16 protein-coding genes and 2 pseudogenes are annotated in these 19,268 nt (G+C 59.9%); 7 read left to right on the top strand and 11 right to left on the bottom strand.

The features are described 5' to 3' along the window. The 5 genes from QZ522_RS10615 to QZ522_RS10595 form a co-directional block, all read right to left on the bottom strand. A partial coding sequence (locus QZ522_RS10615) for an alpha/beta fold hydrolase (RefSeq protein WP_294610898.1) occupies positions 1-517 on the bottom strand: 517 nt, incomplete at its 3' end. Beyond that, complete coding sequence (locus QZ522_RS10610; protein ID WP_294610895.1) at positions 518-1,114, bottom strand: amino acid synthesis family protein; 597 nt, start codon at positions 1,112-1,114, stop codon at positions 518-520. Continuing rightward, the gene (locus tag QZ522_RS10605; protein WP_294610892.1) at positions 1,104-2,162 is read right to left on the bottom strand and encodes an LLM class flavin-dependent oxidoreductase; all 1,059 of its coding nucleotides are present in this window, start codon (positions 2,160-2,162) and stop codon (positions 1,104-1,106) included. Before QZ522_RS10605 ends, QZ522_RS10610 begins: the two co-directional genes overlap by 11 nt. Before the next feature lie 14 nt (positions 2,163-2,176). Beyond that, positions 2,177-3,649: an aldehyde dehydrogenase gene (locus tag QZ522_RS10600; protein WP_294610889.1), complete on the bottom strand. Its 1,473-nt coding sequence runs from the start codon at positions 3,647-3,649 to the stop codon at positions 2,177-2,179. Positions 3,650-3,662: 13 nt separating this feature from the next. Further along, positions 3,663-4,193: a flavin reductase family protein gene (locus QZ522_RS10595; RefSeq protein WP_294610887.1), complete on the bottom strand. Its 531-nt coding sequence runs from the start codon at positions 4,191-4,193 to the stop codon at positions 3,663-3,665. 124 nt (positions 4,194-4,317) lie between these two features. Here QZ522_RS10595 and QZ522_RS10590 point away from each other — a divergent pair, with 124 nt between their 5' ends. Next, the gene (locus tag QZ522_RS10590; RefSeq protein WP_294610885.1) at positions 4,318-5,166 is read left to right on the top strand and encodes a LysR family transcriptional regulator; all 849 of its coding nucleotides are present in this window, start codon (positions 4,318-4,320) and stop codon (positions 5,164-5,166) included. 83 nt (positions 5,167-5,249) lie between these two features. Then, positions 5,250-6,863: a GMC family oxidoreductase N-terminal domain-containing protein gene (locus QZ522_RS10585; RefSeq protein ID WP_294610883.1), complete on the top strand. Its 1,614-nt coding sequence runs from the start codon at positions 5,250-5,252 to the stop codon at positions 6,861-6,863. A 182-nt stretch (positions 6,864-7,045) separates the two neighbouring features. Here the strand turns inward: QZ522_RS10585 and QZ522_RS10580 are convergent, their stop codons facing one another. Continuing rightward, entirely contained in the window at positions 7,046-7,567 is a 522-nt protein-coding gene (locus tag QZ522_RS10580) for an ankyrin repeat domain-containing protein (protein ID WP_294610881.1), read from the bottom strand. Between the two features lie 83 nt (positions 7,568-7,650). Here QZ522_RS10580 and QZ522_RS10575 point away from each other — a divergent pair, with 83 nt between their 5' ends. Genes QZ522_RS10575 through QZ522_RS10565 form a run of 3 tightly spaced genes read left to right on the top strand, consistent with a single transcriptional unit; the run spans position 7,651 to position 13,188 of the window. Beyond that, complete coding sequence (locus QZ522_RS10575) at positions 7,651-8,388, top strand: hypothetical protein (RefSeq protein ID WP_365353632.1); 738 nt, start codon at positions 7,651-7,653, stop codon at positions 8,386-8,388. Continuing rightward, positions 8,330-9,808: a DNA polymerase Y family protein gene (locus QZ522_RS10570; RefSeq protein WP_294610879.1), complete on the top strand. Its 1,479-nt coding sequence runs from the start codon at positions 8,330-8,332 to the stop codon at positions 9,806-9,808. The genes QZ522_RS10575 and QZ522_RS10570 overlap by 59 nt, the downstream gene beginning before the upstream one ends. Next, positions 9,805-13,188 (top strand): error-prone DNA polymerase, encoded by a 3,384-nt coding sequence (locus QZ522_RS10565; protein ID WP_294610875.1) that lies wholly within the window; start codon positions 9,805-9,807, stop codon positions 13,186-13,188. Before QZ522_RS10570 ends, QZ522_RS10565 begins: the two co-directional genes overlap by 4 nt. 374 nt (positions 13,189-13,562) lie before the next feature. On the opposite strand, the gene QZ522_RS10560 is transcribed toward QZ522_RS10565, so the two are convergent. From QZ522_RS10560 to QZ522_RS10545, 4 genes are read right to left on the bottom strand one after another with little or no spacing between them, the layout of a single operon-like run. Next, positions 13,563-15,053, bottom strand: coding sequence for a tripartite tricarboxylate transporter permease (locus QZ522_RS10560; protein WP_294610872.1), 1,491 nt, complete (start codon positions 15,051-15,053; stop codon positions 13,563-13,565). 1 nt (position 15,054) lies between these two features. Continuing rightward, the gene (locus QZ522_RS10555) at positions 15,055-15,504 is read right to left on the bottom strand and encodes a tripartite tricarboxylate transporter TctB family protein (protein ID WP_294610869.1); all 450 of its coding nucleotides are present in this window, start codon (positions 15,502-15,504) and stop codon (positions 15,055-15,057) included. 3 nt (positions 15,505-15,507) lie between these two features. Then, complete coding sequence (locus QZ522_RS10550) at positions 15,508-16,458, bottom strand: tripartite tricarboxylate transporter substrate binding protein (protein ID WP_294610866.1); 951 nt, start codon at positions 16,456-16,458, stop codon at positions 15,508-15,510. A 28-nt stretch (positions 16,459-16,486) separates the two neighbouring features. Further along, positions 16,487-17,218, bottom strand: a complete 732-nt coding sequence (locus QZ522_RS10545; protein WP_294610863.1) for a GntR family transcriptional regulator — start codon at positions 17,216-17,218, stop codon at positions 16,487-16,489. An 83-nt stretch (positions 17,219-17,301) separates the two neighbouring features. Between QZ522_RS10545 and QZ522_RS10540 the strand changes: the two genes are divergently transcribed. Both QZ522_RS10540 and QZ522_RS10535 read left to right on the top strand, forming a co-directional pair. Continuing rightward, on the top strand, positions 17,302-18,075 hold the full coding sequence (locus tag QZ522_RS10540; RefSeq protein ID WP_294610861.1) for an amidohydrolase family protein: 774 nt from the start codon (positions 17,302-17,304) through the stop codon (positions 18,073-18,075). 325 nt (positions 18,076-18,400) lie between these two features. Next, positions 18,401-18,979: pseudogene (locus QZ522_RS10535) on the top strand (class I SAM-dependent methyltransferase); the annotation flags it as partial. Positions 18,980-19,075: 96 nt separating this feature from the next. Here the strand turns inward: QZ522_RS10535 and QZ522_RS10530 are convergent. Continuing rightward, a pseudogene (locus QZ522_RS10530) lies at positions 19,076-19,267 on the bottom strand (transposase); the annotation flags it as partial. Between the last annotated feature and the right edge of the window lies 1 nt (position 19,268).

Genomic DNA, 19,268 nt, shown 5'->3' with positions numbered 1-19,268 from the left:
CGACGCGCCGGATTTCCGCCACCACTTCGGGGTGATCGCGGCGAAACGGTTCCGTGAACCACCGCGCAAGGGCCGCGTCGATTGTCGCTTCTGGCCCGCCTGCCCCGGCGTCACGCGCGGCGGCCTCGACCTGTTGTTGCAGGGCCTCCCCGCGGTCATGTGGTGAATTGAGTACCACCAGCGATGACACCCGCGCCGGGTGATCCATCGCACAGCGCCGGTTGATCATGCCGCCAAGCGAAAAGCCGATTAAAGCCGCCCGCGCGATGGCAAGCTCGTCAATCAGTGCAATCAGCTGATCCGACAGCACCGTCAGGTCAGAGCCTTCTGCGGGCAGAGCCGACTGGCCATGTCCGCAGAGATCGTAGGACAGCACGCGAAAGCGTTGCGCAAGGATCGGCGCGAGGGCCCGCCATGTGCTTTGCCGCGTCAGGCCAAGCCCGTGGATCAGCGCGACAACCGGCGCGCCCTCTGGTCCGGTCAGATCATAGGCGGTTCCGCTTGCCGATATCGCCATTCAGACCCCCGCCGGATTATCAAGATCATGTCCCATTTCGCGCAAATCGGCATAACGGTCGCCAATCCGGTGGTTCGGATGCCCGCCCACCGAGGCGCCAAGCGCCATGACGATCTCGTCATCGGCGGGGGCATCGGGCACGACCGTGTGGATCGTCTGGTAATGCGAGCGCCGCCCGGCATCGTCCTTGTCCATCAGCGGGATCATAAGCGATGTGCCCGCCGCCCCGCGCGTGTTGGTGAAGGCCAGATAGGTCTTGGCCTTGACCGCATCGCGGAACTTGTTGCCAAACCACAGAGTATGGGTCAGCCCCTGCGCGTGCTCGATCTCGCCGCCCATGCCGACAATCGAGGCCTTGCCATAGCCTTCGAGCCTGTCGCCGGTCTCCGCAAGGATCATGTCGGTCAGAAGCTGGCCAAGCACCGGCCCGGCCGCGCGGATTTCCGGGCCAAGGTCTTCGACATGGCCGCGCCCGAACCACGGGTTGCGGATGATGGCAAGCGCCGAGACAAGCCGTGTCGGCTCTGCCACCTCCTTGAAGCCTTCCTTGAAGGTGGTTTGCACCAATGTAAGGGTGCGTCTGATCTCAACCGGCATGGGCCAGCTCCTTTTCCGCAAAGGCGGGCATCACCTTGTCGATGAACAGTTGAAGCGAGCGTTTCTGCTGGTCCATATCCATGCCCATCGAGGCGTAATAGATAAAGGCATCAACGCCAAGATCTTGATATTTCGCAAGTTTCGCGGCCACCACATCCGGATTTCCGAACATCAGGTTTTCCTCAAGCATCTCGGGATCGACCCGCGCATTGCCTTCCATCTCTTCCAGGGGCACCGGATCGGGAAAGCCGTTCACGACCTCGCCGCGCTTCATCATCAGGTTGCCGAATTGTCCAAGTACCCGGCGCAGAGAGGTCATCGCACTGTTGCGGTCATCTTCGGTTTCATAGACGGCCGTGTGACGCATCAGCGACCAGCGCCCGTCATAGCGCCCGCCATTCTTGGCAATCGCGTCGTCAAGCCGTGCGCGATAGGATTCGGCCTCGGAAAACGGCATGGTCAGCGGCCAGCTCATGATGTCACAGCCATGTTCGACCGCGTAATCAAAGGTGATCGGCGCGCGCGCCGCGACCCAGATCGGCACCTCGTCCTGCACCGGTTTGGGACAGGATGTGGCGGTCGGGAACTTCCAATAGGTGCCGTCGTGGGCGTAATCGCCCGCCCAGAGTTTTTGCACCACCGGCAGGGATTCCTGCATGTATTGCCAGCTGTCGCGCTGATCGAGGCCGGGCATCATGCGGTCGAATTCACGCTGATAAGCGCCAGAGCCGATGCCGAATTCAAGCCGCCCGTCGCTGAGCAGGTCGAGCATCGCCGCCTCGCCGGCAAGCTTGATCGGGTGCCAATAGGCCGCATTGGCAACGCCAACCCCAAGACGGATCGTCTTGGTGTGCTCGCCCCACCATGTCAGTATCTGGAACGGGTTCGGCGCGATGGTCATTTCCAGCGCGTGATGCTCTGCCGCCCAAGCGATTTCAAACCCGGCGGCCTCGGCCATTTGCACCATCTCAAGCGTGTGATCGCGCACCGCCTTCATGTCAAGCGAGGCGTCGAGCCGCTCAAGATTGATTGCAAGATGAAATTTCATGGTTTTCTCCTAACTCAACGCATCTGAAAGGGGTTGGCGATTGGCTCGTCTGACATGTTCATCCAGACGGTTTTGGGGCGGGTATAGTCATAGACCGCCTGAAACCCGCTTTCGCGCCCGTAGCCAGAGCCCTTGGTGCCGCCAAATTCGGCCACCGGGGAAATCGCCCGATAGGTATTGACCCAGACGATCCCGGCGCGCACGGCGCGGCTCATCCGCAGAGAGCGCGCACCATCGCGGGTGAAAATCCCTGCCGCAAGCCCGTGTTCGCTTGCATTGGCAAGCGCAAGCGCCTCGGCCTCGGTGCGAAAGCGCAGCACGCTCAGGACCGGGCCGAAAAGCTCGGTATCAACGATTCCGAGATCGGCGCTCGGGCAGTCGACAATCGTCGGTTCGAAAAACAGCGGTCCCGCCGCCGCCCGCTTGCCACCGCACAGGATCGTGGCGCCCTCGTCCACGGCCTGCGCAAGTTCGCGTTCGATGGTCTCGATCTGGCCCGTGGTACAGAGCGGGCCCATCTGGGTCGCGTCCTCCATCGGATCGCCAACGCGGATCTCGGCGGCGATGGCGGTGAGACGAGCCAGGAACTCATCCGCCACATCCTCATGGACGATAAGACGCGAGCCCGCGACACAACTTTGCCCCGAAGCGCCGAAAATCCCCGCCACCGCGCCATTCACCGCGCTTTCGATGTCGGCGTCCTCAAACACGACAAAGGGCGATTTGCCGCCAAGTTCCAGGCTCACCTGCGCGAAATTCCGCGTCGAATTGGCCAGGACATGGCGCGCGGCGCCCGGCCCGCCGGTAAAGCTGATGCGCGCCACAAGCGGATGGCCCGTCAGAACCTTGCCGCAGGGATCGCCATGGCCGGTGACGATATTCACCACCCCATCGGGAATGCCCGCCTCGGCCAGAAGTTCACCGAATTCAAGGATCACGGCAGGGGCGTGTTCGCTGGTCTTCAACACCACCGTATTGCCCGCCGCAAGCGCGGGGCCGATCTTGACTGCGGTCAGGAAAAGCTGGCTGTTCCAGGGCACGACGGCGGCAACCACGCCAAGCGGCTCGCGGTTGGTAAAGACGAACATATCCGGCTTGTCGATCGGCAGGGTGTCGCCGCTAATCTTGTCGGCGGCACCGGCGTAAAAGTGGAAGAACTCGCTGATATATTTCGCCTGCCAGCGGGTTTCCTTGAACATCTTGCCGGAATCGCGGGTCTCGACCTCGCCCAGGGCCTCGGAGCGTTCCGCCAGAAGATCGCCCAGACGACGCAGGCACTGGCCGCGCGCGGTCGGTGTCATGCGCGCCCATGGCCCCTCGTAACAGGCGCGATGCGCGGCGCGCACGGCGCGGTCGACATCCTCTGCCGTGGCCTCGGGGGCACTGGCCCAGACCGCGCCGGAGGCCGGGTTGAATGTGTCAAACGTGCCACCGTCCGAGGCCTCGACCCAGGCCCCGTCAATCAGCATCTTATAGGTTTTCGTCATCATCCGCCCCTTGTCATTCTGCCGCCAACTGCGCATCCGCACCCGCCGGTATCACCCGGTGATAGCCACCCTCGCGCCAGGCCAGAGGGCGTGCCCCGGCATCCAGAACGCCATGCACATTGCCGATCAAGATAAGATGGCTGCCCGAGGTCATGCATTGTTGCAGCTCGCAGGAAAACCCGGTCGCGCCGTCAATCAGCGGCGCCGTGCCCGGCAGGCCAAAGGTGTTCACCCCCGAAAAGCGGTCCGCGATCCAATCGTCATCGCGCCCGGCAAATCGGTCGGCAATCTCGGGGCCGGTTTCGGGCAGGACGTTCACGCAAAAGCGGCCGTTCTGCTGGACCGCGCGGGCAATCCTGCTTGCGGCGTTCAAGCAGATCAGCACCGAGGGCGGGTCCGCCGAGACAGAGGAAAAGGCGCTTACGGTCGCACCAAACCGCCCGGCGGGGCCATCGGTCGTGACCACCGTGACCGAGGCCACGACCCGGCGCATGGCATTGATAAAGCGGTCCCGGTCGACAAGCGTTCTGGGGTCTTTCAACATTCCGGTTCCTTTCTGATTTCAAAGCCCTGACAAAGGTTCATCTCAGATTGACATATTTTTTCAATTCTTGATAACGAATAGTTTTGCTACATAAGTGCAATAAATTCGAATTGAGAGTGCCGCCATGAACCTCACCGCCTTGCAAACCTTTTTAGCCATCGTCGATACCGGCAATCTGATGCGCGCTTCGCAAAAGCTTCATGTGACGCAATCGACAGTCACCGCGCGCCTCAAGACGCTTGAGGACGAATTGGGCCAACAGCTTCTGAACCGTCAGAAATCGGGCACCACCCTGACCCCTGCGGGCACCAAGCTTTTGCGGTATGCGCGTGTTATCAACGGCTTGTGGCGGCAAGCGCGGTTTGAAACGGGGCTGCCTGCGGGGCTAAGCTCGGTCTGTACCTTTGGCTGTGACCGCGAGCTGTGGCACGGGCCGGGGCGCGCGTTTTTCGACGGGGTTGTCTCGGGGCATCCGGAAATGGCGGTTTCCGTGCATCAGGGCAATGCACGCGACCTCGAGGAATGGCTTGCCTCGGGGATGGTCGATGTGATTCTGACCTATGAGACAGTGACCCACGGTCAGCAGAGTGTGCATGCTCTGCCCCTCGAAGAGCTTGTGCTTTATTCTGATCGCCCGAACACGCCGATCAAGGCCGATCCCCTTTACGTATTCGTCGATCACGGTGAAGACTATCGGCGGCAGCATGGCGAGACGTATCATGACGCCGGCATCGCGCGGATCAGCTTTGACAGCTCGTGGTGGGCGCTTCAGTTCCTTCTCGATCGCGGCGGCTCGGCCTATCTGCCGCGCGCCCTGGCCGAGCCGCATGTCGGCACGGGCGAATTGCACGAGCTTACCGAGGCACCGGTTTATACGCGCAAGAAATACTTGATCGTCAATGATACGGCGGCGCAGAACTGGACCTGGTTTGGACCTCTGGTGGCCCGGCTTGGGGAAAATGACGCAGGTTAGACAGCGCGAAGGCAGTTTTCCCTTTCGCCCGCAAAACACAGTTTGTAACGCTTGTACGACACCCCATGGATTGGCAGGCGGTAATGACGGCAGAGTATGATTTCATCATCATCGGGGCAGGATCGGCGGGATGTGTCCTGGCCGAGCGGCTAAGCGCAAGCGGACGCCACAAGGTTCTGATCCTTGAGGCCGGCGGGCGTGGCCGCTCGCCCTGGATCGCGCTTCCGCTTGGCTATGGCAAGACGTTCTTTGATGCCCGCGTGAACTGGAAATATCAGGCCGAACCGGAAGACACCCTCGCCGGGCGCGAGGCCTATTGGCCGCGCGGCAAGGGGGTTGGCGGATCGGGGTCGATCAACGCGCTGGTCTATGCGCGCGGCTTGCCGGATGACTTTGACGATTGGGAGGCCGCAGGCGCCACCGGCTGGGGCTGGGAGACAGTGCGCCAAACCTATGAGGCGATGGAAACCAACGTCGCCCCGGATGGCACCCGCGCGGACAGCGGGGCGATGCATGTGCAGGATGTCTCGGATCAGATCCACCCGGTAAACCGCCATTTCTTTGCCGCCGCGCGCGAACTTGGCCTGCCGCATAGTGAGAATATCAACGGCGAACAGCAGGAAGGCGCAACGATCTATCGGATCAACACCCGTGGCGGTCGGCGCAATTCCTCGGCGCGCGCCTTTTTGAAACCGGCACTGAAGCGGGCCAATGTGACGCTTGTCACCGGCGCGATGGTCGAACGGATCGGCTTTGACGGGCGGCGCGCGACCACGGTGCACTATCGTTGCCGGGGCGTGGCCAAGACCCTGCGCGCAGGGCGCGAGATCATCCTCTCGGCGGGCAGCGTAACCTCGCCCCGCATTTTGCAGCTTTCGGGCATTGGCCCGGCGGAGCACCTCAAATCGCTCGGCATCATGCCGGTCATGGATGCGCCGCATGTGGGCGGCAACCTTCAGGATCACCTTGGCATCAACTATTACTTCCGCGCCACCGAACGCACCCTCAACAACGAGTTGGCCCCTTTTCTGGGCAAGGTCCGCGCCGCGCTGCGTTATGCCCTGACACGGCGCGGGCCGCTGGCACTGTCGGTCAACCAATGCGGCGGTTATTTCCGCTCGTCCGAAGGTTTGAACCGCGTCGATCAACAGCTTTATTTCAACCCGGTGACCTATACGACCACACCCGCCGGCACCCGCACCGTGATCAAACCCGATCCGTTCGCGGGCTTTATCCTTGGGTTTCAACCCTCGCGCCCGACAAGCCGCGGGCGCATCGACATCCGGGAAAATGATCCGCTTGCCGCGCCGCTGATCCGACCCAATTCACTGGCCACGTCCGAGGACCGCGCACAGGTGATCGCGGGCGGGCGTCTGTGTCAGAGACTGATCCGGAGCAATGCCCTGACCGCCCTTGTTGAAGCGGCCATGGGCCCTGACCTGCGGCAGATGGATGACGCGGCCATTCTCGAGGATTTCCGCCAGAGATCGAGCACGGTGTTCCACCCTGTCGGCACCTGCCGGATGGGCAAGGACGCCGCCACATCGGTGGTTGACCCGGCGTTGCGGCTGCATGGGTTTGACGGGCTACGGGTGGTCGATGCTTCGGTCTTTCCCAATGTCACCTCGGCCAACACCAACGCCCCGACGATGATGCTGGCGCATCGCGCCGCCGATCTTATCCTTGAGGGCCTATAGCCGGATCGCCGCCAGCCCCCCCCTTGCCGGCCCGCCAGTTCAGTCACCGTCTCTTCGTCCTTCAGGGCCCCAGTGCGACCATCGCCTTGAACTCGGGCGCGTGTTGTTTGCGTTTCGACCGTGTAAAGGACTGCTGAGCGTGACGGAGTTGAAGTTCAAGACATTTGCGTCAATGACCGCATTCAGTCAGGCGCGAAATTAGCGATGAACTCGGCGGATGCCAGATGACCCAGATTGCGCGCTTCTTCCTCTGCGGTTGTATCGTCATCAATCAGGGTCGTAATGGTCGTGTCTGCACCTGCTGACAGTAGCATGGACATCGACCTTTCATCGTCTCGTATCGCAGCCATGTGCAGGGGGGTCCAGCCATTGATACCCCGCTCGTTGATGTCGGCACCAGACGCAATGAATGCCTCTAGAATTTGATACTTCTCCTTGCCATCCTGCTCGATGCAGGAAAGCAAGAGAGGATAGCCGTCATCAACATCAGGCTTTAGGTTGACGCCTTGTTCGATCATCCAATTTACCGATTTCAAGCACCCGCAAGACGCGGCATGCATGATCCAGGGCAAGCCAAAGTATCCATCCTTACCATGCGGAAAACCATCCACCACCTGCGATGTAAATTCGAGCTGGTCCAGGTTACCATTGGCAAGCCATTCTTGGATTTCACATAGCTCCTTGTAGGCGGGGTTGTCGGTCATCTTGAATCCGCAATCAATCCTGTGTTTCCTGGCCATTTTCGTAGATTCACCCAAAATGCTTTCAGTAACAAGGTCACCTAAACATGCCCGGTGCCTTACGCGAAAGCAGACATTCAGGCGAAGTACAGCATTCAGAAAATGCCTCGATCCAGTCAATCGCGGCAAGCGGTGGCAATGGCCGCTATGCGGGACGAAGTGAGCTTTTGCTGCGGCTGCGCCAAGGTCCGGTATTGTTTGGCCCTGGGGTTTCTCGCTACATTCTACCCATGCAACATGCCGAGATTCCATTTTTCCCTCCTGCCAAATCCCGCACACATGAGGTTTGTGGGGCGGGCGCATATGTGTTTGCCTTCGCGCTTGCGGCACGATTGGCCAGCCATACGATCTGGGTTCGCGAGAATTGGGATAACACTCAGATCAACCCAACAGGTTTTGCAGATTTTGTGGAGCCCTCGGTACTAACGGTCTGTAACACAGGGAAACACACAGAAACGCTTGCGGTTGCCGAAGAGGCCCTGCGATCTGGCGCTGTGTCGCTGGTTGTCATGTCTCTGAACCAGCCCTTGGGCCTGACAGAAGGGCGACGACTGCAATTGGCCGCGCGGGATGGAAGGTCCACGGGATTGGCCATTATTCCCGAAGGTATGGGCAGCAATGCGGCGGAAACGCGTTGGCGCTGTATCCCTGTGTTCGACCCCAAAGACTCGACTTTGCAGAAGTGGGAGCTTATTAAGAACAAATCGGGAACATTAGGTGTCTGGCATGTTCGATGGGAGACAGCGTCGCGTCGTATCACTATGGTTTCCCCGGCTCGCGAGTGACCGGGTTTTACGCCTGCACCCGGTTGAAGGGCCCTTTGTCCTGACGCTGAAACAGCAAAATGCCAACCGGATTTATTGTCTGAATGCTGCCGCTGCACAACAAGGTCTGCATCAGGCTATGCCTTACGCTGATGCCCGTGCCTTTTGTCCAAGCCTGCAAAGCCGAATGGCGCAACCTGAGCAGGATCGGCGGTTCTTGCATACGCTACGTCGCTGGGCGACACGTTACTGCCCATGGGTTGGGCTTGAGGGCGAGGATGGTCTGGTGATGGATGTCACCGGATCGGCACATCTGTTTGGCGGCGAAGAGGCCATGCTGGCAGACATGCGCATGAGCCTGATGCGTGCCGGGTTATCGGCACAGATCGGTCTTGCGGATACGCGTGGGGCGGCTTGGGCTTTGGCGCATTATAGCGAGGGGATTGCCCCCGGCGGTGATACACTCCCTGCCCTAAAGTCTTTGCCTGTTGCGGCATTGCGAATTGACGATCGCATGTCGATCACGTTGCGACGGTTAGGGCTGCACACAATTGGCGATCTGGCGCAGGCTGCGCGTGCACCGCTGACCCGCCGGTTTGGCCCTGGTCTTTTGCTGCGACTGGATCAGGCTTTGGGTACACAGCCCGAAGAGATTTCCCCTTATGCTGACCCACCACATTACGCGGTGCGGATGACACTGCCAGAACCGATCGGCTTGCTGTCGGATGTGATGGCAGGTGCAGAGCGGCTTCTTGTCCAGCTCTGTGCGAAATTGAAAACGCAGGAAGTGGGCGCGCGGAACCTGTGCATCACCCTGCGCCGGGTGGATCAGGGGTGCCAACGGGTTGAGCTGCGGCTGGCCCGCCCTCTGCGCGACCCACAGCGCATTTTGGAGCTCTTCGAACGGGGGCTGAGCGAGGTTGATGCAGAGTTCGGCATTGATCAGTTGCGGCTGGAGGCAACGTGGGTGGAAACCCTACCGGCGCAGCAGATCAGCCATGTCTCGGGTGGCGGAAAAGACAAGCTGGATGATCTGATCTCGCGTCTTGGCACCCGGATCGGATTGGAGAATATCCAACGGTTCCTACCCGCTGACAGCCATATCCCGGAACGTAGTTTTATCGTGGCACCTGCGGCCTATTCAGACCCGGCGAGTGGTTGGGTCAGCGCACAACCGCGCCCGATCTGCCTGTTCCCACCGGAGCCGATTGCGGGGGCAGATGCGCACCCACCCACACGATTTCGTTGGCGGCGCATGGCTTTGACCTGCGCTCGCACCACCGGGCCTGAACGCATTGCCCCCGAATGGTGGTTGGAAGACGAAAACTGGCGATCTGGTTTGCGCGATTACTGGCGGGTAGAAACGCGTGAGGGGCGGCGGCTTTGGCTGTTTTACACACCACAAAATCCCGGTTGGTTTGTGCAGGGCGAATTCGCATGATCGAGGTTAATCGCACCCATCGCCCGGGGGAAACCTTTCGTCGGGATATGCTGGACTGCCGGATGCAGGGACAGGGCTATGCCGAGCTTTGTATCACCACGAATTTCACCTTTCTGACAGGGGCTTCCCACCCTGAAGAGTTTGTGGTGCGGGCCGCAGAGCTGGGCCTGTCCGCCATGGCGATTACAGATCGTAATTCGCTTGCGGGGGTGGTGCGGGCCTGGTCCGCCTTGAAGGAATTGCAACGCGAAATGCAGGGAACCGTGCAGATACGCTCGCAGCAACGTATCGATTCTTCATCTCGGCAAAAGGTTGGCCACAATGCTCCGATTGCCAAGCCAAGCAACATGTCGCTTCCAAAGCTCATTATCGGGTGTCGGTTGGTACTGCAGGACAGCCCTGTTGACTGGATCACCCTGCCGCGCGACCGGGCCGCCTATAAACGCCTGACACGCCTGCTAACCCTGGGCAAGCGCCGGGCGAAAAAGGGCGGGTGCATTCTTTACACCAAAGATATGATGGCCGCCTGCAAAGGCATGATCCTGATCGCCCTGCCGCAGGTGTGTTTGAGCAAGGCCATATCCGACATTCGAAAGCTACGGCAGTATTTCCCCAACCATGTCTTTCTGGGCGCCGCTCCGCGTTACGACGGAAGCGACGAAGCCTATCTGAATTCATGTGCACAGGCGGCAAAAAAAGCCTCGGCCCCGATGGTCGCGGTTGGAGATGTACTAATGCACCGTGCCAGCCGCAGGCAGCTGGCAGATGTGCTGACCTGTATGCGCGAACATATCACCATTGATCAGATCGGCACCCGTGCGCTGCCCAATGGTGAACGCCGCCTGAAGGCCGGGGCCGACATGACGCGCCTCTTTCGAAATCACCCGGGTGCGCTACGGCGGACATTGGAGATTGCCGACAAGTGCAGTTTTGATCTGAGCGAACTGTCCTATGAATACCCGCATGAGGAAGCGGAAGGGGAAACCCCGCAGGCCCGGCTGGAACGTCTTGCAAGAGAGGGCTTGAAGCGCCGCTTTTCCAATGGTCCGCCCGACAGGGCGCTTGAGTTAATGCAAAAAGAACTGGCCGTGGTGAAGGAGCTGAACTTCTCCGCCTATTTCCTGACCGTGCATGACATTGTGCAATTCGCGAAATCGAAGGGCATTTTATGTCAGGGGCGCGGCTCTGCCGCCAATTCCATCCTCTGTTATCTCTTGGGCATCACCGATGTCAGTCCCGATATGATCGCAATGGTCTTTGAACGCTTTGTCTCAAAGCACCGGGGCGAACCGCCGGATATCGATGTCGATTTCGAGCATGAACGGCGCGAAGAGGTGATCCAGTGGATTTATGAGAAATACGGCCGTCACCGCGCCGGACTCTGTGCCACCGTGATCCACTTTCGTACACGGGCTGCCATTCGTGAGGTTGGCAAGGCCATGGGGCTTAGCCAGGATGTCACAGCAGGGCTATCCGGACAGATCTGGGGCATGACCAATGGTGGCGTTGATCTGGACCGCATCCGCGAGCTTGGCCTTGACCCGAATGACCGCCGCCTGATGCAGACCATCCGTTTGATTGGTGAAATCATCGGCTTTCCGCGCCACCTCTCGCAGCATGTGGGCGGTTTTGTCATTACCCGTGGGCGGCTTGATGAGCTTGCCCCTATCGAGAACGCCGCGATGGAAGATCGCACTGTGATCTGCTGGGACAAAGACGACATTGATGTTCTGGGCATCCTCAAGGTGGATGTACTGGGGCTCGGGATGCTCAGCTGCATTCGCAAAGCCTTTGCCTTGATGCAGCAGCACGACAACATAAAGCACAGCATTGCCTCAATCCCTCAAGGCGATGAGACTACCTATGACATGCTGTGCCAGGCTGATGCGATTGGCGTCTTTCAGGTGGAAAGCCGCGCACAGATGAACTTTCTGCCCCGGATGCGCCCTCGCGAGTTTTATGATCTGGTGATCGAAGTCGCCATCGTGCGCCCGGGTCCCATTCAGGGGGACATGGTGCAGCCTTATATCCGCCGACGGAACGGTCAGGAAAAGCCCGAACCCTTCGGCCCCGCCCTGGAAGAAGTCACCGCGCGCACACTAGGTGTGCCTCTCTTTCAAGAACAGGCCTTGCAGATTGCGGTTGTGGGTGCCGGCTTTACCGCCGAAGAGGCCGATCACCTGCGCCGCTCCCTCACCTCATTCCGACGTATGGGCACCATTGGCAAGTATCGTGACAAGTTCATCGCCGGCATGCTTAAAAACGGCTACAGCCCTGAAATTGCCGAGCGTTGCTTCGGTCAGATTGAGGGCTTTGCCGATTACGGCTTCCCCGAAAGCCATGCAGCCGCCTTTGCCATGTTGGCCTATGTGTCGGCCTGGCTGAAATGCCACCATCCAGCGATTTTCACCTGCGCCTTACTGAATTCCCAACCTATGGGGTTTTACGCTCCGGCCCAGATCCTGCGAGATGTGCGTGAACACGGGGTCGAGACACGGCCCATATGCGTCAACCACTCGGAATGGGACAACACGCTGGAACGCCGCTCTGATGGTGCTTTGGCGCTAAGACTCGGCTTTCGCCAAATCAAAGGTTTCAAAGAAGAAGATGCCGACTGGATAATAGCAGCCCGGGGCAATGGCTACCCTGACCCAGAGGCGCTGTGGCTCCGTGCGGGCCTGCGCCCGGATGTGTTGACGCGGCTGGCCGAGGCCGATGCGTTCTCTGATATGGGGCTCACGCGCCGCGACGCGCTGTGGCGGATCAAAGCCATCCAGAGCCCCAAGCCCTTGCCCCTGTTCAATGATCCGATTGACGGGGAAAACATCCACGAACCACCAGTAGCCCTGCCAATCATGCAACTGGGCGAAGAGGTGGTGGAAGATTACGTTTCCACTCGCCTGACCCTGCGCGCCCACCCGATGGAACTTCTGCGCCCTGCGCTTCCCGGTCTCGTCACACATGCGTCTTTGCAAGATGTAGCTCTGGGGCGCTATACCGTCTGCGGCCTCGTCATCACCCGGCAGCGTCCCGGAACGGCATCCGGCGTGATTTTCCTGACGCTTGAGGATGAAACAGGCGTCAGCAATGTTGTGGTCTGGCGGAATGTCTATGAACGTTTTCGGCGTATCGTGATGGGTGCGCGGCTCTTGCGTGTTACAGGCTATCTGCAACGCGAAGGCATCGTCGTGCACCTAGTTGCGCAGGACATTCGGGACATGTCGCATAAGCTCTTCGAACTGGGCCACCCAGAGCCAGAAGCCCTGACCACCGAAGGCCCCCGCGCCGATGACACCCCCAAGCAATCGCGCTATCCCTCCCGCGCCATGCATCCCCGCGACCAAGCAAAGCGCCTCTTTCCAAGCCGTGATTTTCATTGAATCTGCCATTCAACGAGAATGCAGCATCCGTCGATATGGGCTCAGAGCTGCCATTTACCGCACAGCGGCATCCGGCGCCAACGCATCGATCAACAGCGTCAGTCTCGGCCCAAAGCTGCCGTTGACCTCTAATCCGAGTCGCTGCATTGCGGCCCGTCAGAGGAGACATTCGACGCGACTGTAAAATCACGTGACCGGCGAACCGGCGCAATCCGGACATTGCGGAGTTTTGCCAGCTTTTCATTTTCTGCAGCCCGACTTGGCCAGAGCGGTCACTCATAGGGTCGCGGGCCCCCGAGATTGGATCAGCTTCAAGATTACTCCTACGCAAAACAGAGATTGCTCAAATCAGATTTTATGCTCCGCCCATGCGTCTACCTGGCGGCACGCCGACGACGCATTGCCTTGGCGATGGGCCAGGCGATCACCAGGACGGTCGCGATGGCGAGCCCGGCTGAGATCGGGCGGGTCAGAAGCTCTGATGCATCACCGCGGCTGATCAACAGAGCGCGGCGGACGCTCTGCTCGGCCATTGGCCCCAGGATCATGCCAAGGATGATTGGCGCCAGTGGCACGTTTACCTTTTCCAGAAAGTACCCTGCGAAGCCGGCGGCGAGCATCACCCACAAGTCAACCGGGCGGCCGTTGATGACATAAACGCCCACGCACATCAGAATCAAGATCGAGGGCACCAGAAGCACACCGGGCAGTCGTTGGAACTGGGCGAAGATGCGGGTTGCGACGGCACCGCCAAGCGCGAATATCAGAACCGAGGTCAGGAGCATCTCCATCATGAAACCACCGACGAGAAGGGGGTTCTGGTGGAACAGTTGCGGGCCAGGCTGCAAGCCGTGAATGGTCAGCGCGCTCAGAACAAGAGCCGCGACGACGTTACCTGGAATACCAAGCGAAAGTGCCGGGATCATTGAGGCGGCGTTGTCGGCGTTGTTGCCGCATTCCGCTGCCGCCACGCCCTGCGGATTTCCCTTGCCGAAACTCGACGGGTCGTCCGAGGCGTTCTTGGCAGCGTTGTAGCTAAGGAAGGCCGCTATATTGCCACCCGCACCGGGCAGAATGCCGACGCCGATGCCAATGCCGGAGGCGCGCAGCCAGGTCGGAATCAGTCCGCGAACCTCACCGGGCTTGAAGGGCACATTGGTCAGTTTGAGCTGAGCAGCCGTAAGCCCCTTGAGATCGGCCTTTTCGGCCAGTTGCAGAACCGGCGGCAAAGCATAGAGCCCAACCAGCACCACGATCAGGTCCAGACCGCCCAGAAGCCAGGTCTGGCCGAAGGTGAACCGCGCCTGCCCCGAGAGATTGTCGATGCCCACGGTGCCGATCAGCAGACCCAGCATGGCGGCCATGATCCCCTTGATCGGGTCGGAACCGACCATGACGCCGACCGACGCCATGCCGAAGATCGCAATCCAGAAATACTCGGCGGGGCCGAAAAATAGTGTCACCCGCGCCAGCAGCGGTCCGACGGTCATCAGTGCCACGGCGCTGGCAATGCCACCCAGGGCCGACGACCAGCAGGCAATTTTCAGCGCCTTGGCGGCCTCACCCCTGTCGGCCATCGGAAAGCCGTCAAAGGTCGTGGCGATAGAGGCGGGCGTGCCGGGAATGCGCAAAAGGATCGCCGGTATCGCGCCGCCATACATCGAGCCGTTGTAGATGCCCGCGACCATGGCAAGCGCCACCAGCGGGTCCATCGAATATGTCAATGGCAGCAAAAGTGCGATGGCCATCACCGGGTTCAACCCCGGCAGTGCGCCGATGAAGACGCCCAATAGTGTTGCACCGATCATCGCCAGCAGCGGCCCGAATGATAGGACCTGGGCAAGCGCGTTTGTATAGAAATCCATGTCAGCCTCCGGAGCCGAAGAAGGACAGGAAAGCCTCTCGCGGCAGCGGCTTTTCCAGCAACACCGAGAAAACCAGATAAATCAGCGCCATGAAGACCAACGCCACGGTCAGCGCATAAAGCAATTGGCGAAAGCCCAGTGCGACCGGCAAGGCAAGCATTAGCAGGAGGGACGCGGTGTAAAACCCTATGGGCACCACCAACGCCACGTAGATGGTCGCAATCACTGCCGCTGTGATCATTTGGGCGGGAACGTCGATCAGTTCCCGCGCCTCGTTTCGGCCGGAGCGGACGGCCCTTACAGTCACCGCCCCGCCGAGAAGCGCCAGGATCAGGCCAAGCACCTTCGGGTAGGTTCCGCTGGCTCCGGTGTAATCGGTCGCCATCACGGCTGCCGCAATGCCGAGGCCGGCAAACAGCAGCCCGAGGACGATATCCTGACGCTTCTCCAAGGTTCAGAGCCCTAGGTTCTTGGAAACTTCGGCCAGCGCGTCGTATTCCGTTTGCAGGCGCGCACCCAGGTCTTCGCCCTTGACCACGTTGGGCACTTCGCCCTTGGTGGCAAGGAACTCAACGTAGGACGGGTCGTTGACAGCCTCCTCAATCACGTTGGCCAGCTTGTCGACAATGGCCTCATCAAGACCCTTCGGCCCGAGAATAGCCCGCCAAAGCAGGGTTTCCTTGTCGCCGAGCCCCAGCGTCTCAAGCCCCGCTGCGCCCGGCAGGGCCGGCACGTCAGCGGCGGAGGTCACCAGTGGACACTTGGCTTCGCCGTTCTCGACATACGGCAGAACCGTAGAGATCGAGCCACCGTAGATGTCCACGTGCCCGCCAAGGAAGTTCTGAAGCGTCTCTCCGGCGCCACCAAAGGGAATAGCTACGGCGTCGATGCCTTTGGCTTGGAAAATCCGCTCGGCCGCCAGTTGCATGGTGCCGCCGATGCCGTCATTGCCGTAGGTGTACGCGCCGGGGTTGGCCGCCAGCTCGGCAAGGAATTCCTCTCCTGTGGTCGCCGGGAAATCGGCGTTCACGCAGAGCGTATAGGCGGTTTCCGAGGTCGAGGCGATTGGGGTGAAGCTGTCGAGCGAATAGGCCACGTTCTGCACCTGCGGCACGGTGGTCAGCGGACTGTTCCAGGTGGCGAACAGTGAATAGCCGTCGGGCTTGGTCTGCATGAACTGCGACGCGCCGACGGAGCCGCCGCCGCCACCCACGTTCAGGATCGCGATCGAGGTGCCGAGCTTTTCCTCAAGTAGGATCGCCAGCTTGCGGGCGCTGGTATCGGTACCGCCGCCGGCGCCGGCCGGAATAGTCAGCTCGATGGCGCGCTCGGGATATTCGGCCAACGCCGGGGCGGCCAGCGCCGCAGTCGCGGTCAGGCCGAGCAGGATTGTGTTGATCTTCATGGTCTCTCTCCCTTTGGAATACAGGTCGTCAGTTGATTTCGCTGCGATAGAGGAAGCCCTCGGCGCTGCCGCTAGCGATGCGCCATTCCACAGGCCTATCCTCAACATCGAAGGCGGTGCGGCAGATCACCGCCAGGGGATCATCCGTCTTGATGTGCAATTGCTGTGCCACGACGTCTGAGGCGCGCCCGAACGAAACTTCATCCGTCGCGCGCTTCACCAAGACACCAAAATGCTCGAAATAGGTTGGATACAGCAACGGGCCGAAAGCGGTGTCAGGCAAGGTCTCGAACCCGGCGAACCGCGCGCGGGGGATGTAGATTTCTTCGAACAGCACCGGTTGATCCGAAAGACTGCGCAGACGCACGATCTTGATGACATCCTCGGTGCCAAGCGCCTCGGTCGCTTCGGCGGGACCCTCTGTCACGCTGCGCAGGATCATCTTGCTTTGCGGGATGGAGAGCGGTGCTCCGTCGCCGCCGCGCATAGGGAAGAAACGAAACAGGGTCGCATTGAATGAGGGCGCGCGCAGGTAGGTCCCAGAACCCTGCCGCCGTTCAAGCAGGCCCTCGCCCACCAACCCGTCGACCGCTTTGCGCACGGTGCCGACGGATACATCGAATTCCCGCGCCAGCCGCGCTTCGGAGGGAATGGGCCAATCGGGTGTCCAATCGCCTGCGGCAATGCGCGCTGTCAGCGTGTCGCGCAGCCGGACATATGCCGGCAGCCTTGCGTCAGTTGTAGCGAATCCCTTGCTCATCGTCGTCCTCCCCACAAAGCATCTAATGATATTGACCTATTTAGTCAACTAGTCATATACATGACTTGCCTTGGGAGAATCTCATGATCCAGTTCGATTGCCACGCGCATGTCTACGAAACGGTCACCGCAATCGATGGCGCGCGATACGTCCCGGACCAGCCTGCTCCGCTTGTGGACTGGCTGGCCCATCAGGACGCACATGGGTTGCACGGCGGCGTCATTGTGCAGGTCAGCTTCCTCGGCACAGACAATTCTGAGATGTGCAAGGCGCTCTCCAAGCTGGACCGTTCGCGTTTCGCCGGCGTCGGCGTCGTGCCTCTGGACGTGAGCGATGAGAGTTTGGACCGCCTCGTGGGCGCTGGAATGCGTGGCGTTAGATGGAACCTCGTGCGCGGCACAGCCCTTCCTGACCTGGACACAAAGCCTGCCAAGCTCTTTCTGACCAAGCTGAGAGACCGCGACCTGCACCTGGAACTTCATCTGGAAGGCCCGCGCCTTGCACCGGTCCTACCCGTGCTGGCCGATCAAGGCGTGAATTTGGTCATTGACCATTTCGGCCTGCCGTCCGAACCGGATGCTCGGATCGACCCCATGATCCGGGCTGTTTCCGGTCTCCGCGACCGAAGCGCTGTCTATTTCAAGTTTGCCGCCCATTACCGCACCCCTTTCGACATCGCCCCGCATGCGAGCGAACTTCTTGGCCTGCTGCCCGACAACCGCATAGTCTGGGGCAGCGACTGGCCGCACACACAGCACGAAAATAGCACCCGGTACGCTGACGTTTGGTCCCGCAGCAATGAGTGGCGTGTTTCATCGGATAGAGCCGCCGCGCGTAAGCTGTATAAAATCGAGTAGATGCAAGGTCGGATCGGATGATCCGTCTGCAACTACCTTCGTCTTTGCGCTCATTGATGAAATGCCGCCAGCCAATCAAGGTGCCGCCGCAAACGGCGCCACTGCCGCGCCGCAGCTTCACGGATCCGGCCATTCGACATCGAGCGCAGCAGTTTCAGGCGTCGAATGGCGCCTTAACAGGCCGAAGCACCATTTCGCTGCAGTCTGGGTCAAGGTCTGCTCAGCGGGACGAAGCTGACCTTTATGCCCACGTGCCGAAGGTTTCCTTTTGGATTGCCCGCCAACAGAAGATTATGTTCTTCTCCACTGCATTGGGAGAGGTTTCATGGACTACTCAGCGTTTAGAGAGGGCGAACGTATCGGATGGTCAAGACGGGCCGAGCTGTACGGTGACGTCACCGCGCGCGCGACACTGCAGACAATTCCGAAACTTCTTGACCATGCTAGACTTTTCCCAGGCGCAAGAGTGTTGGACGCGGGCTGTGGTCCCGGCTTTGTCGCAGCGAGCGCAAAACTTCTTGGCGCTGTTGTCGAAGGCATCGACTTCTCGGAGGGGATGGTTCAGCAGGCGAAAGACCAATTTCCAGACATAAACTTCTCTGTCGCTGATGTTGAGGATTTGCCAGCCCAAGACGAAACGTTTGATGCAGTGCTTAGCAATATCGTTTTGTTCCATGTCACAGACCCAGAAAAGGCGATGACAGAGGCCCGCCGTGTTATCAAGCCTGATGGTAGATTTGTGTTTAGCCAGTGGCTTGGACCTGACCGCTCGGAGTGCTATCGGCTTCTGTTTGATGTTCTAGGACGACATGCTGACATGTCGCGTGCCGATCCTGCGCCAAACGCATATGTTTTGTCTGATGATGCCAATGTCTCTGAGATGATGCATCGTGCCGGTTTCACCGACATCAAATTTGATGTTGTCGAGAACGTATTGCATGCTCCCGGTCCCAGCTTCTTTGAATTCTTCATGAAATTCGGTGTTCGCGTACCGCTCATTTTGGAGCCGCTTCAGTTCCTGCAGTTGTTCTGTGCCCATTCCGCCGTACGTCTTCTTCCAACGGTAATAGGTTTGTTCCGTCACACCGATCTGTCTGATCGTATCAATCCGGGGCATGCCTTGCCCCATCAGAACTTCAACCTGCCGTAACTTCACGACAATCTCTTCGGGCTTGGGTCTCTTGATCGCCATC

The sequence above is a fragment of the uncultured Roseovarius sp. genome, assembly GCF_913054395.1.
In the GTDB taxonomy this organism is placed as follows: domain Bacteria; phylum Pseudomonadota; class Alphaproteobacteria; order Rhodobacterales; family Rhodobacteraceae; genus Roseovarius.
The sequence above is the reverse complement of the archived record's forward strand: the minus strand, read 5'-3'. Positions and strand labels throughout refer to the sequence as shown.

Bases quoted from the DNA above. Each gene is read 5' to 3' on its own strand.
- QZ522_RS10575 (WP_365353632.1), top strand. From the start codon at position 7,651: ATGCCCGGTGCCTTACGCGAAAGCAGACATTCAGGCGAAGTACAGCAT.
- QZ522_RS10585 (WP_294610883.1), top strand. From the start codon at position 5,250: ATGACGGCAGAGTATGATTTCATCATCATCGGGGCAGGATCGGCGGGA.
- QZ522_RS10545 (WP_294610863.1), bottom strand. From the start codon at position 17,218: ATGAGCAAGGGATTCGCTACAACTGACGCAAGGCTGCCGGCATATGTC.
- QZ522_RS10550 (WP_294610866.1), bottom strand. From the start codon at position 16,458: ATGAAGATCAACACAATCCTGCTCGGCCTGACCGCGACTGCGGCGCTG.
- QZ522_RS10560 (WP_294610872.1), bottom strand. From the start codon at position 15,053: ATGGATTTCTATACAAACGCGCTTGCCCAGGTCCTATCATTCGGGCCG.
- QZ522_RS10565 (WP_294610875.1), top strand. From the start codon at position 9,805: ATGATCGAGGTTAATCGCACCCATCGCCCGGGGGAAACCTTTCGTCGG.
- QZ522_RS10580 (WP_294610881.1), bottom strand. From the start codon at position 7,567: ATGACCGACAACCCCGCCTACAAGGAGCTATGTGAAATCCAAGAATGG.
- QZ522_RS10540 (WP_294610861.1), top strand. From the start codon at position 17,302: ATGATCCAGTTCGATTGCCACGCGCATGTCTACGAAACGGTCACCGCA.
- QZ522_RS10610 (WP_294610895.1), bottom strand. From the start codon at position 1,114: ATGCCGGTTGAGATCAGACGCACCCTTACATTGGTGCAAACCACCTTC.
- QZ522_RS10595 (WP_294610887.1), bottom strand. From the start codon at position 4,193: ATGTTGAAAGACCCCAGAACGCTTGTCGACCGGGACCGCTTTATCAAT.
- QZ522_RS10590 (WP_294610885.1), top strand. From the start codon at position 4,318: ATGAACCTCACCGCCTTGCAAACCTTTTTAGCCATCGTCGATACCGGC.
- QZ522_RS10570 (WP_294610879.1), top strand. From the start codon at position 8,330: ATGTTCGATGGGAGACAGCGTCGCGTCGTATCACTATGGTTTCCCCGG.
- QZ522_RS10600 (WP_294610889.1), bottom strand. From the start codon at position 3,649: ATGACGAAAACCTATAAGATGCTGATTGACGGGGCCTGGGTCGAGGCC.
- QZ522_RS10605 (WP_294610892.1), bottom strand. From the start codon at position 2,162: ATGAAATTTCATCTTGCAATCAATCTTGAGCGGCTCGACGCCTCGCTT.